Below are 17,808 nucleotides of genomic sequence, written 5' to 3' on the forward strand. Positions count from 1 at the left end.
CAATATATATGATTAGAAATGGAGAGTTAATTATGTCAACAAATAAAGTTTGGTTATCTCACTATCCAGAATATATTGCAAAAGAACTATTAATCCAAGCAAAATCAATTCCAGAGATGTTTAACGAAGCTGTAGAAAGTTTCCCAAGTCATTATTGTTTATCATTTTTTGGTGAAAAAAAGACATATAAAGAAGTTCACACCGCGGTAACATCCTTAGCTTCTGCTCTACAGCTATATGGAGTTCAAAAAGGTGATCGTGTAGCAATTATGCTTCCAAACTGTCCACAATATGTTATTTCATTTTATGGAATTCTTACAGTAGGAGGTATTGTAACGCAAGTAAATCCAATGTCTGTTGAAAGAGAGCTAAAAGATTTACTAAATGACTCTGGAGCAGAAACGATTATTGTTTTAAATAGTTTGTATCCTACAGTTAAATCAATAATGGATGAAACGAAGTTACGAAACATTATTGTAGTGAGTTTAACAGAATCACAAGAAAACTACGAATCTGGTATATCATTTGAAAAATTTTTACAAAGTGGTAGTCAAGATGTGAAGGAAGTAAATATTAACTGTGAAGAGGATATTGCAATTCTACAATATACAGGTGGAACGACTGGGCGATCTAAAGGGGTAATGTTAACACACAGAAATTTGTATGCAAATATTTTGCAGCAAAAAGAATTTTTTAAAGGTGCATTTGATCAAGGCCGTGAGCGCGTCTTATCAATCATCCCATTTTTTCATGTTTATGGTATGACTGTATGTATAAATTTAAGCGTTTTCATGGGGAATGAAATGATTATTCTTCCTCGCTTTGAAGTACAAGAGGTATTAAACACAATAAAAAGTGAACAACCTACATTATTTCCTGGAGTTCCAACAATGTATGTTGCATTAATAAACCATCCAGAATCAGAAAAGTACGGGATCAATACAATGAAAATTTGTAATAGTGGTAGTGCACCAATGCCTGTAGAGTTGATGAAACAGTTTGAAAATAAAACAGGTGCGATGATTTTAGAAGGGTATGGTCTATCTGAAGCATCCCCAACAACACATTGTAATCCAGCATTTGCAGTAAGAAAGCCAGGAACAGTTGGGATTCCATACCCATCGACTGATTCAAAAATCGTTGACTTAGCAAACGGTGTAGATGAAGTACCGGTTGGTGAAATTGGCGAATTAATTATCAAAGGCCCTCAAGTGATGAAAGGATATTGGAATTTACCAGAGGAAACAGCTAATACAATCAAAGATGGTTGGTTATATACAGGCGATATTGCAAGCGTCGATGAAGATGGATATGTCACGATTTTAGATCGAAAAAAAGATATGATCATAGCAAGTGGCTTTAATATATATCCTCGTGAAATAGAAGAAGTAATATATGAGCATCCACTCGTGAAAGAGGCAGTTGTAATAGGTGTACCAGACAATTATAGAGGGGAAACTGTTAAAGCTGTGATTGTATTAAAAGATGGTATGAATGTTAGCTCGGTAGAAATGATCGAATACTGCAAAAGTAATTTAGCGGCTTATAAAGTTCCTCGAATGATTGAATTTAGAAATGAACTACCTAAAACAAATGTTGGAAAAATATTAAGAAGAGCGATTAGAGAAACCGAAAATTCGATTCACCAGCGGTAAGTAAGATCCCGTTTCAGAAATAATTAATATTTTTCTTTTTTTGAAGTTGACCCAAGCAAGGATACTCGACTTCAGCAGGACATAGAAGCTTAAAGGCCTCACGATAGTCCAAAGTGAAATAATTGCGTCCCAAGAAAAGCGAGTATCCTGTAGTAGAAATTGACAAACACATAGATTTATTAATTACTTTATTTGAAAATCAATCATTTTTCTAAAGGAAGATCTATATATTTTGTAAGATGAGATGTCCTTTTACTTAATTAATTAGATTATTATAAAATCTTCCTTTTAGCTATGATATAATTCTATTGAATTTTTAAGATTGCGAGGACATCTAATGAAACAAAAAATAAAGGAATATTCAATCCAGCTATTTGACCAAAAAGGATTTAAAAGTACATCTATTCAAGATATCGTCGAATCGATTGGCGTTACGAAAGGAACATTTTACTATTACTATACGAGTAAAGAACAGCTTCTAATGGATATTCATCTTCATTTTATTGATGAAGTGTTAAATGAGCAAGAAGAAGTTATTAATGATTCTGAAAAAAGCTTTTCTGATAAGCTATTTGAAGTAATCTACTTAAGTTTATTAGATATTAAAAAGCAAGGTGCCAGTGCAAAAGTGTTTTATAGGGAAATGAGACATTTAAACCCTGAAAGTTTAACTGAAATTAAAGCCAAAAGGGATTTATATCGATTTAATATTGAAAAGCTTCTATATGAAGGAATTAAAAATGGAGACTTAAGATCCGATTTCGACGTACCGATTGTTTCATTTGCTATATTAGGTGTGATGAACTGGAGTTATGAATGGTATAACCCAGAAGGTACAAAAAAGGCATTAGAAATAGCGAAGACATTTCAAGAAATGATTTTAAAAGGGATTAATTTAAAGTAAGGAGATTAGTTTAACTCTCCTTACTAATTACATACCGACTAGTTAGTATTTGTGAGTTGAAAAATATGAATTATAAAGGTAGGTAGTTCTATGATGAAATTCACAGTTACTCCAAGATTTTGTGAAACCGATGCATTAGGTCATATAAACAATACTAGTTACTTCATTTATTTAGAGGAAGCTCGAATAAAATTCTTCGAGTCACTTGGTTATTCTATGAATATAGAAGACTGGAAGTTTATTTTGGCATCAACTAAATGTGATTTTATTAATCAAGGTCACTTTAATCAAAATATGATTGTATCAAGTTATATTTCAAAGATTGGAAACAAAAGCTTTCATCTTGAACATGAAATATGCTGTGAAGAGACAAACAAAAAGATTGCTACTGGTAATGCAATAATTGTATTTTTTAATTTTAAAGAGCAAAAAAGTGAAGAAATTCCTGAATTATTTAGAGAACAGTTAGAGAGACATTTAGTAGTTAAATAAACTGAATTTTCATAATAAAGGAGGGGCAAAATGACTGGAAAAATTGAATTAGAAACGAAACGAGTTCGCAAAGGTGAAGAGTTAAACCATATCGTACTACATAAATTTTTAAAAGAAAATATTGTAGACCTCCCTGATGGAGAATTAATGATTCGCCAGTTCTTTGCAGGTCATTCAAATTTAACCTATTTACTACAAATTGGGGAGTGGGAAGTTGTGTTAAGAAGACCACCACTTGGCCCTGTTGCTCCTAAAGCACATGATATGAAAAGAGAATTTCGTATTTTATCAGAAATACATCCTCATTTTTCAGCTGCACCAAAACCGATTTTGTATTCACAAAACGAAGAAATCGTAGGTAGTCCATTTTTCATTATGGAAAGAAAAAATGGTGAAGTATTTGACTCATCATTCCCTCCACATTTAAACGTAACGGTTGAAGATCGAAAAAATATATCGAATGTCATGGTAAATAAGTTAGTTGAATTACATTCTATTGACTATTCAAAAACAGCACTCCTAGAAATAAGTAAACCTGAGAATTTTATGGAAAGACAAGTTAATGGCTGGATTGGGCGATATAACAGGGCTAAGACTAGTGAAATTGCAGAAGTTGATCGCTTAATGAGTTGGTTAATTAATAATGTACCAAAAAAACATGACTCATCCATCATTCATTATGATTTTAAATTAAATAATTCAATGTTTAGCAGTGATTTAAAAGAGATGATTGGACTATTTGATTGGGAAATGACAACGATTGGTGATCCTTTAGCTGATTTAGGAGTAGCTTTAAGCTATTGGATTCAAAATGAAGATCACGATTTATTAAAATACGGATTAGGTAAGCCTCCAGTTACGATTCAAGAAGGATTTTTTACAAGACATCAATTTATCGAAGCATATGCAAAAAGAAGTGGTAGAGATTTATCAAATATCAATTATTATATGGCTTTTGCTTATTTTAAATTGGCTGTAATTGTTCAACAAATATTTTATCGATTCAAGGCTGGACAAACAAGTGACGAACGTTTTTCAAAATTTGATCAATTTGCAGAAAATTTGATTAAGATTGGCCATAATTTAGCAGTTAAATAGTTTCGGATAAAAGGAGCGTATTATATGAGTAATCAACACTTATTAGTAGAAGTTAAGGACCGAATTTTAACATTAACGTTAAATAGACCTGAAAGTCTTAATTCATTTAGTCATGAAATGTTAAATGGCATCGTTGAAGCACTTATCCAAGCTAGAAATAATTCGGAAATAAAAGTAATTGTATTATCTGGTGCAGGTCGTTCGTTTTCAGCAGGTGGAGACGTTAAGACGATGGGACAAGTTTCTCCAAATGATGTATACGAACATATTGGGGTATTAAATACAGTGATCAAATCGATTCGAGAACTAGAAAAGCCTGTCATTGCTTCTGTTCATGGATTTGCTGCTGGGGCTGGTTTCAACTTAGCTTTAGCTTGTGACTTAATAATAGCGGCTGATGATAGTAAGTTTGCTTTAAGTTTTTCTCAAGTTGGTCTAATTTCAGACGGTGGAGGCTCGTATTTTTTACCTAGGCTAATCGGTCCTTATTTAGCAAAACAGTTTTTCTTTACTGCAGAGCCTGTATCAGCTGAACGAATGTATCAATTAGGGGTCGTGAATTCACTTGTATCTGTTGAAAATTTAGCAGAAGAAACAATGAAGTTTGCAAATAAAATAGCAGCTGGACCTGGCAAAGCAACTGGTATGATGAAAAAACTAATTGATCAATCCTTTACGTCAACATTAGACGAAATGCTTGAACTAGAAAGGATTACTCAGCCTTTAATGGTCGCAACTGAAGACCATCAAGAAGGCGTTGCAGCTTTTAAAGAGAAAAGAAAAGCTATTTTTACTGGAAAATAAAATTTGAAAGGAAGAATAGAATGCAATCAATTCAATTCAAACAATTTGGTGGACCAGAAGTACTAGAAAAGGTTGAATTAGAAAGACCTGTTCCAAAAGGGAAAGAAGTATTAATTGAAGTACATGCTGCGGGTGTTAACTATGCAGATACTGCACGACGAGAAAATCAATATGTTGTTAAGACCATTTTACCTTATGTTCCTGGTGCTGAAGTTGCGGGAATAGTCGTTGAAATTGGAGAAGAAGTTACATCTGTTAACATTGGAGACCGCGTAGTTTCAATGCTGGAATGTGGTGGTTACTCAGATTTTGCCATTACTGACGAGCGATCTATTATTCATTTACCAAAAAATATGGATTTTAAAATAGCTGCAGCGTTACCTGTTCAAGGTTTAAGCGCTTACCATATTTTAAAAACAATGGGCATGTTAGAGCCCGGTGAAACTGTGTTAGTACATGCTGCTGCAGGTGGGCTAGGTACTTTAGCTGTTCAACTAGCAAAGCTTTTTGGAGCCGGAAAAGTGATTGCTACAGCAAGTACTACAGAAAAATTAAATTTAGCTAAAGAGATGGGTGCAGATGTACTTATTAATTATACAGAGGAAGGCTGGCATAAAAAAGTTATTGAAGCGACGAATGGTAAAGGGGTAGATGTTGCCCTTGAAATGGCTGGAGGAGATGTTTTTTATAAAACATTAGATTGTTTAGCATATTTCGGTAGATTAGTCATTTATGGTGTAGCAAGTGGTCAACAAAGTAAATTTTACCCCTCTTCTTTAATGGCTAAAAATCAATCTGTCATTGGATTTTTCTTACCACCACTTTTAAGAAGAAAGGCTTTAATTCAACAAAGCCTTGAAGAATTGTTCACATATCTAGCTGAAGGGAAGTTGAAAATCACGATTGGAGAAGTTTTCCCATTAAGTGAAGCAGCGAATGTTCATACGATCTTACAATCAAGAAAGACAGTAGGTAAAGTGATTTTAGAGCCGAAAAACTAATCACAGTTAAAAGTGAAACCATTTTGATGATCGTGAAACTAAAAACGGAGGAGATCAAATGCATTTACGCCTGACTGATGAACAAAAAATGATTCAAAAAACAATTCGAAAATTTGTTGAAAAAGAATTAATTCCGTTAGAGAATGATGTACTTAGAAATGAGCGTGAAGGTAGACCGAGTTTAGATCCTGCAGTTTTAGAAGAACTCCAATTAAAAGCAAAAAAAGCTGGGTTCTGGGGAATAAATACGCCTACTGAATACGGTGGTGCTAATTTAGGACAGATGATGCTTGCGATTATTTACATGGAAATTTCAAAAACATTCGTTCCTTTTAAATTTGGTGGTTTTGCGGATAATATATTATTTTATTGTAATGAAGAACAAAAAAAGAAATATTTAATTCCAACAATTAATGGCGAAAAGAAATCATGTTTTGCCATGACAGAACCTAATGCTGGTTCTGATACTCAAAATATTAAAATGACTGCTGTGAAAGATGGAAATGAATGGGTTTTAAATGGTGAAAAAACATTTATTACAGGCGGAAATGAAGCGGATTTCGTAATGGCCATTGCAATTACCGATAAAGAAAAACATCAAAAAACAGGTGGTCGTGAAGGGGTAACTTGTTTTATTGTCGATCGTGAAATGGGATGGAAATCTGAATATATTCATACAATGGGCGAATGGGGACCTGCTGGTTTAGTTTTTGATAATGTACGAGTACCTGAAGAAAATATTTTAGGTGAATTACATGGAGGATATAATTTAGGACTTGAATGGATTGGATTTGCAAGATGGATCGTAGGGGCAAATGCGGTTGGGGCAGCTGAGCGATTATTACAAATGGCAATTGACTATTCAAAAGAAAGTGAGACATTCGGAAAACCAATTGCCGAGCGACAGGCGATACAATGGCAAATTGCAGATTCAGCTGTCGAAATTGAAGCAGCAAAATGGCTCGTTTTAAATGCAGCATATACCCTGGATCAAGGTGAAGATAATAGACATTTAGCTTCGATGGCTAAACTATATGGTTCAAATATGGGCAATCGTGTCGTTGACCGTGTACTTCAAATTCACGGCGGTATTGGTTATACAAAAGAACTTCCAATCGAAAGATGGTACCGTGAAGCTAGACTATGGAGAATTTATGATGGCACTGATGAAATTCAACGACTAATCATTTCGCGTAATTTATTAAAAGGACATGTGAAATTAGGCCAATTCGTATAAATTAGACAAAAAGGGGCGAGGGATAATGGCTGGAAGATTTGAAGGAAGAGTAGCCTTTATTACAGGTGGTAGTCGTGGTATTGGAAAAGGAATCGTAGAATTATTTGCAACAGAAGGAGCAAAAGTAGCTATTATTGACGTAAATGAAGAAGCACTCATGCAAACGGCAACAGAATTTAAGCAATATGAACTCTACACAAAAGTTGCAAACGTAACAAATGCGAATGAAGTTGAAACGGCGATGAAAGAAGTTCATGATGCTTTCGGTTCAATAGATATTGTCGTCAATAATGCTGGCGTTATTCGCGATAATTTATTATTTAAAATGACTGATTCAGATTGGGATACGGTTATGGATGTTCATTTAAAAGGTTCATTTAATGTTGTACGTGCTGCTCAAGTATTTATGGTAAAACAAAAATATGGAAGAATTATTAATATTTCTTCTACATCTGCACTTGGAAATCGCGGACAATCAAATTATGCAACTGCTAAAGCAGGGTTACAAGGATTAACGAAAACGCTAGCAATCGAGCTAGGTAAATATGGCATTACATCAAATGCTGTAGCACCAGGTTTTATTGAAACTGAAATGACAAAAGAAACAGCACAACGGATTGGGATTACATTTGAGCAGTTAGTAGAAGCAAGCTTAAGCCAAATTCCAGCTGGAAGAACTGGTAAACCTGAAGATATCGCAAATGCTGTTGCATTTTTTGCTGATGAAAAATCATCTTATGTCAACGGTCAAGTTTTATATGTTGCTGGTGGTCCTAAATCTTAAAAAAATGAGGTGAATGATATGTTTCAAGCTTTTATTGGAAAACGGTCTAAACATGTAAAAAATATTGTTGAGCGTGGTGCTGTAAAAAAATTCGCTGAAGCAATTGGAGATTTGCATCCAATCTATATTGATGAAGACTATGGAATGAAATCGAGATATGGACAAAATATTGCACCACCAACATTTCCAAGAGTGTTTGATTATGGGAAAATAGAAAATTTTAACTTACCAAATGTCGGTTTGATTCATGGAGAACAGACATTTGAATACAAAAGACCACTTTTAGTAGGTGAAACAATTAACTGTTATACGGAAATAAAGGATTATTATGAAAAACGTGGCGGTCAAGGATATATGGGTTTCTTAGTTCTTTCAGATCATGGTGAAGACCAATCTGGAAATAGTATATTTTCTGCTAAATCAGTTGTCATTATTACTGAAGAAGTTAGGAGAGTGTTGACTGTATGAGTGTTCTTTTAGACTTACAAACAGGTGATTCTCTAAAACAAGTTGTACTTGACCCAGTTTCACGAATTGATCTGATTAAATATGCTGGTGCTTCAGGAGATTTTAATCCGATTCATACAATAGATGATGAAGCTAAAAAAGCAGGCTTACCAGGCATAATCGCACATGGTATGTGGACTATGGGGAATTTAGCGAAACTTTTTTCGGATTATTTTGAGGTTGGCTTTATTGAAAATTACTCGATTCGATTTAAAAATATGGTATTTCTAAATGATGTGATTACTTTAAGTTCAATTCTAGAGAAAACAGAAGAAAACAGGTTGTATTTTAAAGTAAATGCAAAAAATCAGAATGATGTAACAGTACTTACTGGTAAAATTTTATTTAAAATACATGAATGATAATAGTTGTAAAAGGGACTTCTAAGAGGAGTCCCTTTTATTTTTTGTTAAATTTATATTAAGGAGCAAATAGAAGCTTATGTTTTTAGATGATTTACACATAATAGTAAAAAACGAAATAGGTGAGGAAAATGGATCTTTCATTTGATAAATTATTAGAGCAATTTGATTTGAAAAAAAATGAACATCAAAAAAATATGCATAAAGTAAATAAAAGAATAGATGAAATTGAGTCTCATATGGAGGAGATCAAAAAGCAATTACATAATTTTGATCATCAAATTGTTAATATAGAAAAAGAACTTAAAACTACTTTATCGATGATTAATGAAAATGAATCAAATTCAAATCATCATGAAGAGCAAAGATATGAGAATCAAGGCCATCATGAAAATCATGAAGGCCATGAACATCAAGAAAATAATGAACAAAAAGAAAATAGAGAACATCATAAACATAATCATGATCAAAATCACGAACATCACAATTGGGCTCAAAACCTTTTAAATAATGTGGAAGAATTTTCAGCAAGTATTTTTGAAACTAGTCACAAAGAACAAGATCAAAAAGAAAATAGAGATCATAAAGAAAACAATGAACACGAAGAGGCAAATACGAAAAACTCTAGAGTTGCTGCGAATAGGAAAAAGTACAATAATCAAAACAATGATAAAATGGATCAGTTTTCTGCTAGTGTAATCGATGAAAGTCAATCGCTATATTCCTCAGCAGATTTAACGAGTTTAAATCAAAAAAATTATACAGAATTAGCTACTTCAGATACACATAAGCATGTAGCGGAACATCAACAATACGAACATGAAAACAACACTTCGCAAAAAACATCTGAACAATTATTAGAAACAAATTTTTCAGATTTATCAATTGATGACTGGGAAGACAAGACGACAAATTTATCAATGTCAGAATGGTTTGAAGTCGACCCAAATAATGAGAGATAAATATCCTATATCAAAATGTAAATGCATTACTTCTGTAAAATGAGGTAATGCATTTTCTTTTGGTTTCTATACCATACAATGTTCGTGAATTTAGGAACACTTTACTTTATCAAAATAAGCATTTTTTAACTAGAAAGAAACATAAAGATAGTTAGGAGATCAATCGAACGCTGAATAAAAGAGGTGCAGAAATGATCATAAGAGAAGTGAAAGAAAGAGATGTACATGATCTATCTAGTCTTATGAACCAATTAGGTTATCCTACTACTGAACAGGAAATGAGGGTCAGATATGAGAAAATAAAGAATAATCCGCATTATTTTACTATTGTAGCTGAAGTAGATGATACAATAGTAGGTATGGTTGGATTATTTAGAGGGCATTTTTACGAAAGAAATGAAGTAAGTGTACGAATTGTTGCATTTGTTGTTGACGAGCGGCACAGGAAAATTGGAATCGGAAAACAATTAATCGCACAAGCTGAAAAATGGGCTAAAGACGTTGGTGCTTTAGGAATTGGATTAACTAGCGGTAAAAGAGAAGAAAGGGAAGTAGCTCATCGTTTTTATAAAAGGTTAGGTTATGTAGATAGCAGTATTGGGTATGTAAAAAAATTTGACTAATTTAATTAGTAAATAAACGGACTTATTTACTAGATTGGAGTTATGATGTCTAAAAAAACGATTGTATTTACAGGTGGTGGCTCAGCTGGGCATGTAACACCAAATATTGCGATTATTAATGAATTGAGTAAAAATGAATGGGATATACGCTATATCGGATCTAGAAAAGGAATTGAAAAAGAGTTAATCAATAAACTTGATGTACCATATTATGGCATTTCAAGTGGTAAATTAAGAAGATATATTGATTTTGAAAATGTTGTTGATCTATTTCGTGTACTAAAAGGTTGCTTTGATGCTAGAAAAGTTTTAAAAAAACTGAAACCTAGTCTAGTTTTTTCAAAAGGTGGTTTTGTTTCTGTACCCGTCATAATAGCAGCTAGTACATTAAAAATACCAATTTTTATACATGAAAGTGATATGACTCCAGGGCTTGCTAATAAAATATCACAACGATTTGCCACAAAGATTTTTACTTCATTTGAAGAAGCTAAAAATTATTTTCCAAAAAGTAAGACGACATCAATTGGTTCACCAATCCGAAAAGAACTTTTAAATGGTTCGCGAAAAAAAGGGATCGACTATCTTAATTTTAAAAGTTATCTACCCATTATAACGGTAATGGGCGGGAGCTTAGGTGCAAAGAAAATAAATGAAACTGTTAGAGATTCTTTACAGGAATTAACGAAAAATTACCAAATTGTTCATTTATGTGGAAAAGGTAATGTGGATGAAAGTTTACAAAATATTGAACGATATAAGCAGTTTGAATACGTTCATGATGAACTTGCAGACCTATTAGCAGCATCTCAAATGATTATTACTAGAGGTGGCTCAAATGCAATATTTGAATTTTTAGCATTACATAAACCTATGTTAATCATCCCCCTTACGAAAAATCAAAGTAGGGGTGATCAAATATTAAATGCTAAATCCTTTAAAGAAAAGGGATATGCATTAATGTTAGAGGAAGAAGATTTAACAATAAAAACACTCCAACAATCTATTCAAGAACTCCAAAACAAAAGGGATGTTTTTATTAATAATCTGAAAACTTCGAATCAAAGTAATGCTTTAGAAGTACTTCTTGAAGAAATAAAGAAAAGTTAAAGGGCATTACTGGGAATCGAAAAAATTGTTGAATAATTGCTTTTGAAATAATTTAAGAAAAGGTGAAAAAATTGATTACTGAAAAACAATTAATTGAAATTAAACAATTACAAGATGAATGCGAAAAATTTGAAGAAATAAATTTAAAGTTAAATTGGGAGATGTTAAGAAATCGGAAGAACGATTTAAAGGAAGATTTCTTTTATTATGATAAAGATCAACTAGTAGGTTTTTTAGCAACATACTATTTTGGTGAAAAAGTTGAAATCTGTGGTATGGTTCACCCGAGTTTTCGCCGAAAAGGAATATTTTCAAACTTATTAAATGAAGCATTAAACAATTTAGCACCAGTTAGTACAATATTATTAAACGCTCCAGAAGTATCAAAAACAGCAAAAGAATTTATTAAAAAACAAGAAGATTGTACATATTCATTTTCTGAATATCAAATGGTTTGGAAAGAAAAAGAACTAATAGAATTTACACCGATTGTTACTTTCACTAAAGCAGTACAACTGGATTTTGCATTTATATCAAGATTAGATGTTGTATGTTTTGGATTTGAAAAAAATGATGCAGAAAAATATAATCAACGCATTTTAAATGAGCCTGATCGTGCACTATATATAATAGAAGTAAATAATGAAAAAATCGGTAAATTGAGCCTTTTACGTGAAAATAATGAAAGTTGGATTTATGGTTTTGCAATTCTACCAGAATACCAAGGTAAAGGTTATGGTAAAAATGCATTACTTCAAATCATCGAAAAAGAAAATAAAATTGGAAACGAAATCCATTTAGAAGTAGCGCTTGAAAATAGTAACGCGAAGAAATTATATACAGGTTGTGGATTTAGACAATATAATACACAGGATTATTATGTGATTAAACGATAATAGCATTGTAAAAATGAATAACAGGTCCGGTGCTTTACCAAAAGGAGAGACTATAAGGGCATGTGTACGGAGAAAAGACCATCCATTCCCTTCTTTTCCTTGAACCTGCTTAATTCTATGTTACACTAGTATTGGAATAAATGGTAAAGGGTGAAAGTATTGGAAAAAGTAAGAGGATTTGAAATAGCAAAAGGATTTGAAGACTGCGGTGTTAATCTACCAAAAAGAGCAACTACACATGCAGCTGGGTATGATATTGAATGTATCGAAGAAACAATTATAAATCCTAATGAAATAAAATTAATTGCAACAGGACTAAAAGCATATATGCAAAGAGACGAATTCTTAGCATTATTTGTTCGATCGTCTACACCATTAAAAAAAGGATTAATGAAAGGAAATGGGGTAGGAGTGATCGATTCAGATTACTACAGTAATCCTTCAAATGATGGACATATCATGATGCAATTAATCAATGTGTCAAAAGAGCCTGTTATCATTCAAAAGGGAGAGAGAATTGGACAAGCAGTTTTCCAAAAATTCCTTTTAGCTGATGATGATATCACTGGTGAAGACAGAGTAAGTGGTTTTGGTAGTACTGGTAAATAAAAAAAAGCACTCGAATTTTCGAGTGCTTTTTAATTTTATTAATTAGTCTAACATTCTTGCAAGTTTTGGTGATAATGCAAGTAAGATTAAGCCTGCTAAGATTGCAGCTCCACCTACTACTAAGAATACTTGTAACATACCTAAAGTAGTTGTAAATGCAGCTAATTGACCACCAACTAAGTTTGCAATGAAACTTGATGATAACCATACACCCATTAATAATGAAGCAAGTTTAACTGGTGCATAACGAGATACTGCTGATAAACCAACTGGTGAAAGTACTAATTCAGCAATTGTATGGAAGAAATATGTCATAACCATGAACATCATGTTTGCTTTTACAGTAATATGATTTGGATCTGAACCTGTTTTCATTACTGCCATAATTGTGAATGCGAAACCAACACCTAATAGGATAAGTCCCATTGCCATTTTCGCAGGAACACTAATGTTTTTACCACTTCTTGCTAATTTAATCCAGATAGCAGATACAACTGGAGCGAATAGCATAATGAATAATGGGTTTACAGATTGGAACCATGCAGATGGTACATTGAAGCTACCAACTTTAAGATCCAAGAAACGTTCCGTATAAAGTGTTAATGAAGAACCAGCTTGTTCAAATCCAGCCCAGAAAAATACTACGAATGCAGCTAAGATAAAGATAACTGTAGTACGTTGTTTTTCTTTCTTTGTAAGAGGAACATCCTTAACAGAAGCTTTATTACCCTCTTTGATCACCTTAGCACTAGGTTTTGTACCTAAATCACCAAGATATTTTGAAGCTAATAAGTTGAAAATAATTTGTCCAATAATCATACCAATCGCAGCTGCTAAGAAACCATAACGGTAACCAAATATATCAGCGCCAGCAGCATTTTTAGACACAAATAGAGTTTGAGCTAAATAACCAGTTACGAATGGCGCAAAGAAAGCACCTAAGTTGATTCCCATGTAGAAGATTGTGAATGCACCATCACGACGTGGGTCATCTCCTTCATAAAGTTCACCAACAATTGTTGAAATGTTTGGCTTGAAGAAACCATTACCGATAATCATTAAAATTAATCCAAGGTATAAACCAGTTGAAGAATGAATACCAAATAAAGCGATGTTACCAGCTGCCATAATAATACCACCAAGAGTAATAGCACGACGTTTGGCAAGGAAATTATCTGTAATCCAACCACCAATGATTGGAGTGAAATATACAAGTCCAGTAAATAATCCATAAAGTTGAAGTGCCCAAGCATCTTTAAATCCAAGTCCACCTTGAACAACAGTTGTTGTTAAATAAAGAACTAAAAGTGCACGCATTCCATAGTAGCTAAAGCGCTCCCAAGCCTCTGTTGCAAATAATAGGTAAAGGCCAGGCGGGTGTTTCGTTTTCGGTTTTTGCTCGTTTGATGAAACGTTTTTTTGTTGTGTTGCTACGCTCATTCAAATTCCTCCCTCATAAGTGCTATTTTGTGTAATTCTCTGTATGAATATTTATTGTCGTAAATTCATGTACTATTCTGTCAATTTAGTCTAAAAATAAATTACATATTCTACAAATTTCGACAATTTAAGTTAAAAAAATTTTAACTATTTTTCAACAGCGCAATTCTACTAAATTTATATAAGATTCCTCAAAAAAAAATCGCGGAATCAATTTACTATTTTAGTATAACACATAATAGCTTATCTCTGTAAAGTTTTTTATATTGTCAGACAAATCTTGCAATACTGATTTTTCTTATTAAATCAATATTTTAAAGACTATGTCTAATGACCGGATATTTTTGGTCTAAACAAAAAGACCTATATTTAAATAATAATAAGTTTTTGAAATATTTCAAGGGTTTTTATTATTTTTTCTTTTAATATTATAAAAGTTTAATTAACCTAAAAATTGGTAATTGTCTAAATATGTCGAATCAAATAGAATGTTATGTCCTTTGTTAATATTCAATTAATTCATATGGACGATTTTCAAAATTTTGGATATACTGAAAGTACTATAAATGAAACGGAGTGATGAATTATGGGAAAGTTAATTAATTTAGTTCAAAAACAGGTGAAAATGAAGGGACAAAAAATGAAGTAAATCTTCACTATTGTCCTTATATAATTGGAGGACATAAATGAATTTAGAACAATTAGGTTGGAAAGAATCGTTCGGTGAAATGGATCAAAATACAGTTGTTGCTAGAGTAATATCTGAGCAAAGACAAATTTATAAGTTACATGATGGAGAAAGTGAGTTAACTGGAGAAGTATCAGGGAAATTTCAATTCCAAGCAAATGTAAAAAGTGATTATCCGTCAGTTGGAGATTGGGTTGTGATCGAACCTTTAAATGGTGAAAATAAAGCAATTATTCAAAAAGTGTTACCAAGATTAAGCCAATTTTCAAGACAATCTGCCGGCATAAAAATTGAAGAACAAGTTGTAGCTGCAAATATAGATTATGTGTTTTTAGTTATGGCATTAAATAACGATTTTAATATAAGAAGATTAGAACGATATTTACTGGTTACATATGATAGTGGAGCAAGTCCAATTATCGTATTAACAAAAAAGGATTTATGTACTGATCTACCGGGTAAAATGGAAGAAGTAGAAGAGATTGCTTTTGGAGTACCAATTTTCTCAGTTAATAGTACAAACGGTGAAGGAATTGAAGAGCTAAAGCAATTGATTTCATTCGGAAAAACTGTTTCATTACTTGGTTCATCTGGTGTCGGTAAATCTACGTTATTAAACGCGTTAATTGGTGAGTTGAAGCAGATCACCCAAGATGTTCGTGAAGGTGATGACCGCGGTAAACATACTACAACACATCGTGAATTATTCTTCCTACCATCAGGCGGGATGGTAATCGATACACCAGGAATGCGAGAGTTACAACTTTGGGGTGGAGAAGAACATATTAGCTCAACATTTACAGATGTAGAAGAACTAGCTAAATCATGTAAATTCTCAGACTGTACACATTCGAAAGAACCTGACTGTGCAGTTAATCGAGCAATTGAAAACGGTGATTTAGAACCCGAAAGACTCACAAGCTATCGCAAACTTATGAAAGAACTAGCTTACGCTGAACGCAAACAAGACGCATCACTCGCTAGACAAGAAAGAGAAAAGTGGAAAAAAGTTAGCAAAATGATGAATAGCAAGTCTTATAAATAAGAGGGGAAGAGTATTTATACTCTTCTTTTTCTTTGAGAAGTTTTTCTATTTATTTTAGTAGAAATAGGATTTGTATTGTTTCTTTTAATAACATTTTGAAGATAGCTTTGTATTCAAAAAGATGGAGGGCTGAAACCCCGCAGGCATAGCGAGGCCACTGAAAAACGCCATGATTTTTGAAAAAGTCCAATTCCCTAAATTTCCCATCCCCACTTTTGTCTCTAAAATGGGATGTAAAATGGCCAATCATTCCCACATTAGCTATAAAAAACAAGGTTTTTATGGGAATTGATTTTTCCGAAAAAGTAATTTTAAATTAAAATTTACTTTTTCAGTGGCCTAGGCATAGCCGAGGAGGCTAAAAGAATCTCGCCCCATGGAAAGCGAGAATCCTGTAGTGGAAATCAGCATCATTCAACTTCCTTTACCATGAAAAATAATACTCCTTAAATTACAAATTTTTTTTACGGTATGAACTAATTCAAAATTGGTCTATGAGTATGAAAAATAAAAGGATTTTACTTTAAAAATCTCATTCTTAAGACCGAGACAAGACAATACTTAAGTTTGTGTCATAATTAATAAAAAATAGATAAACTACATAGTAGAATAGTTAATAACAAAGGCTTCAATTGCTATTAACAAGTTAGTTTAGTGAATAGAGGAGAAGTATATGAAGCGTCTTAGACGGTTGACTAGCAATGAATTAACCGGATTATTGTTCATAATCGCAGGAATAGGATTGTTATTTGATTTATTTATGAATCCTTTTGCGATTATTGCAGCTGCAGTAGGGATTTATTTATTCCAATACGGGGCTAAAAAACGCAAAGTTTATCCTTCTACATCAGCAAATATTGCATTTTTTGGTGGAATCATTTTATTTATCAGTAATGTTTTTCAATTAAAATCGATACTAGGAGTACTATCATTTATCGTTATATATATTGGATACTTAATCTTTGTTAATTCGAAGTTTAATGAAAAGGTAATCGTACCAAATATTGTTGAAACTACAAATACAGGTGTATTTCAAACAAGTACACTTATTTCAAATCGTTTTTTCTCAAATATCCATTTGAAAAATGACACGTTTGAATTGGATGATGTGGATTATTATTTTGGCATTGGAGATGTCACAATTGATCTTTCCGAGTCTTTTATTCCAGAAGGTGAAACAGTTTTAGTATTAAATGGGATCATAGGCAACATTAGCTTGTATGTACCATATGACTTAGAAGTTTCAATTCACCATGCAACTTTATTTGGCAAAATTAATATACTTAAAAATGAAATTAGCGGATTTAATAAAAATTGTAAATTTACTTCTAATGATTATAAAGAAGCTTCTAGAAAGATTAAAATTGTTACTTCTTTAGCAATCGGAAATATAGAGGTGACAAATAAATGAAAATCGATAAAGGTATCTTTTTATCAATTTGTCTGGCCGCATTTACGTCTTGTATTTTAATTTGTGGAATCGTCTATTATTTCATTGATCATACTTTTCTAGATAAATTATTTTTGTATAAAATTGGAAATTTCCCTTTAATATTAATTATTTTTATTGCAATTATTATTATATCAATTG

General features: G+C 32.5%; 19 protein-coding genes. 18 read left to right on the plus strand and 1 reads right to left on the minus strand.

Translation table 11 applies throughout. The features are described from left to right. Window positions 1-32 precede the first annotated feature (32 nt). The 15 genes from ACFCYN_RS14295 (at window position 33) to ACFCYN_RS14365 (ending at window position 13,044) form a co-directional block, all read left to right on the plus strand. Window positions 33-1,655, plus strand: coding sequence for a long-chain-fatty-acid--CoA ligase (locus ACFCYN_RS14295; protein WP_375950009.1), 1,623 nt, complete (start codon window positions 33-35; stop codon window positions 1,653-1,655). Between the two features lie 337 nt (window positions 1,656-1,992). After that, on the plus strand, window positions 1,993-2,559 hold the full coding sequence (locus ACFCYN_RS14300; RefSeq protein WP_172444846.1) for a TetR/AcrR family transcriptional regulator: 567 nt from the start codon (window positions 1,993-1,995) through the stop codon (window positions 2,557-2,559). A 90-nt stretch (window positions 2,560-2,649) separates the two neighbouring features. After that, on the plus strand, window positions 2,650-3,051 hold the full coding sequence (locus tag ACFCYN_RS14305) for an acyl-CoA thioesterase (RefSeq protein ID WP_216854147.1): 402 nt from the start codon (window positions 2,650-2,652) through the stop codon (window positions 3,049-3,051). A 30-nt stretch (window positions 3,052-3,081) separates the two neighbouring features. Then, window positions 3,082-4,149: a phosphotransferase family protein gene (locus ACFCYN_RS14310; protein ID WP_375950012.1), complete on the plus strand. Its 1,068-nt coding sequence runs from the start codon at window positions 3,082-3,084 to the stop codon at window positions 4,147-4,149. A gap of 24 nt (window positions 4,150-4,173) precedes the next feature. Continuing rightward, window positions 4,174-4,953, plus strand: coding sequence for an enoyl-CoA hydratase/isomerase family protein (locus tag ACFCYN_RS14315; protein WP_375950014.1), 780 nt, complete (start codon window positions 4,174-4,176; stop codon window positions 4,951-4,953). Between the two features lie 20 nt (window positions 4,954-4,973). Then, window positions 4,974-5,954: a quinone oxidoreductase family protein gene (locus ACFCYN_RS14320; RefSeq protein WP_375950016.1), complete on the plus strand. Its 981-nt coding sequence runs from the start codon at window positions 4,974-4,976 to the stop codon at window positions 5,952-5,954. A gap of 58 nt (window positions 5,955-6,012) precedes the next feature. After that, window positions 6,013-7,191, plus strand: a complete 1,179-nt coding sequence (locus tag ACFCYN_RS14325) for an acyl-CoA dehydrogenase family protein (protein WP_375950018.1) — start codon at window positions 6,013-6,015, stop codon at window positions 7,189-7,191. Window positions 7,192-7,216: 25 nt separating this feature from the next. Further along, a complete protein-coding gene (gene fabG / locus ACFCYN_RS14330) occupies window positions 7,217-7,975 on the plus strand; it encodes a 3-oxoacyl-ACP reductase FabG (protein ID WP_375950020.1) in 759 nt (252 codons plus the stop codon). An 18-nt stretch (window positions 7,976-7,993) separates the two neighbouring features. Next, window positions 7,994-8,443 carry a MaoC family dehydratase N-terminal domain-containing protein gene (locus tag ACFCYN_RS14335; RefSeq protein ID WP_172444840.1) on the plus strand — a complete coding sequence of 150 codons (450 nt, stop codon included), beginning with the start codon at window positions 7,994-7,996 and terminating at the stop codon, window positions 8,441-8,443. Further along, entirely contained in the window at window positions 8,440-8,844 is a 405-nt protein-coding gene (locus ACFCYN_RS14340; RefSeq protein WP_375950022.1) for a MaoC/PaaZ C-terminal domain-containing protein, read from the plus strand. The genes ACFCYN_RS14335 and ACFCYN_RS14340 overlap by 4 nt, the downstream gene beginning before the upstream one ends. A 131-nt stretch (window positions 8,845-8,975) precedes the next feature. After that, complete coding sequence (locus tag ACFCYN_RS14345; protein WP_375950024.1) at window positions 8,976-9,806, plus strand: hypothetical protein; 831 nt, start codon at window positions 8,976-8,978, stop codon at window positions 9,804-9,806. A 191-nt stretch (window positions 9,807-9,997) separates the two neighbouring features. Continuing rightward, window positions 9,998-10,429: a GNAT family N-acetyltransferase gene (locus ACFCYN_RS14350; RefSeq protein WP_172444837.1), complete on the plus strand. Its 432-nt coding sequence runs from the start codon at window positions 9,998-10,000 to the stop codon at window positions 10,427-10,429. 45 nt (window positions 10,430-10,474) lie between these two features. After that, a complete protein-coding gene (locus ACFCYN_RS14355; protein ID WP_375950026.1) occupies window positions 10,475-11,539 on the plus strand; it encodes an undecaprenyldiphospho-muramoylpentapeptide beta-N-acetylglucosaminyltransferase in 1,065 nt (354 codons plus the stop codon). Between the two features lie 71 nt (window positions 11,540-11,610). Beyond that, window positions 11,611-12,435 (plus strand): GNAT family N-acetyltransferase, encoded by an 825-nt coding sequence (locus ACFCYN_RS14360; protein ID WP_375950028.1) that lies wholly within the window; start codon window positions 11,611-11,613, stop codon window positions 12,433-12,435. Window positions 12,436-12,594: 159 nt separating this feature from the next. Then, window positions 12,595-13,044 carry a dCTP deaminase domain-containing protein gene (locus ACFCYN_RS14365; protein ID WP_172444834.1) on the plus strand — a complete coding sequence of 150 codons (450 nt, stop codon included), beginning with the start codon at window positions 12,595-12,597 and terminating at the stop codon, window positions 13,042-13,044. A 42-nt stretch (window positions 13,045-13,086) separates the two neighbouring features. On the opposite strand, the gene ACFCYN_RS14370 is transcribed toward ACFCYN_RS14365, so the two are convergent. Then, window positions 13,087-14,484: a peptide MFS transporter gene (locus ACFCYN_RS14370; RefSeq protein WP_172444833.1), complete on the minus strand. Its 1,398-nt coding sequence runs from the start codon at window positions 14,482-14,484 to the stop codon at window positions 13,087-13,089. A 686-nt stretch (window positions 14,485-15,170) separates the two neighbouring features. Between ACFCYN_RS14370 and rsgA the strand changes: the two genes are divergently transcribed. From rsgA to ACFCYN_RS14385, 3 genes are all read left to right on the plus strand, one after another. Beyond that, entirely contained in the window at window positions 15,171-16,217 is a 1,047-nt protein-coding gene (gene rsgA, locus ACFCYN_RS14375; RefSeq protein WP_375950030.1) for a ribosome small subunit-dependent GTPase A, read from the plus strand. A 673-nt stretch (window positions 16,218-16,890) separates the two neighbouring features. Beyond that, window positions 16,891-17,628 (plus strand): cell wall-active antibiotics response protein LiaF, encoded by a 738-nt coding sequence (liaF, locus tag ACFCYN_RS14380; RefSeq protein WP_098119799.1) that lies wholly within the window; start codon window positions 16,891-16,893, stop codon window positions 17,626-17,628. Further along, window positions 17,625-17,808: hypothetical protein (locus tag ACFCYN_RS14385; RefSeq protein ID WP_375950032.1), on the plus strand; the 184-nt coding region annotated here is incomplete at its 3' end. The genes liaF and ACFCYN_RS14385, both read left to right, overlap by 4 nt.

It is taken from the genome of Gottfriedia sp. NPDC056225 (genome assembly GCF_042267765.1).
GTDB lineage: Bacteria > Bacillota > Bacilli > Bacillales > Bacillaceae_G > Gottfriedia.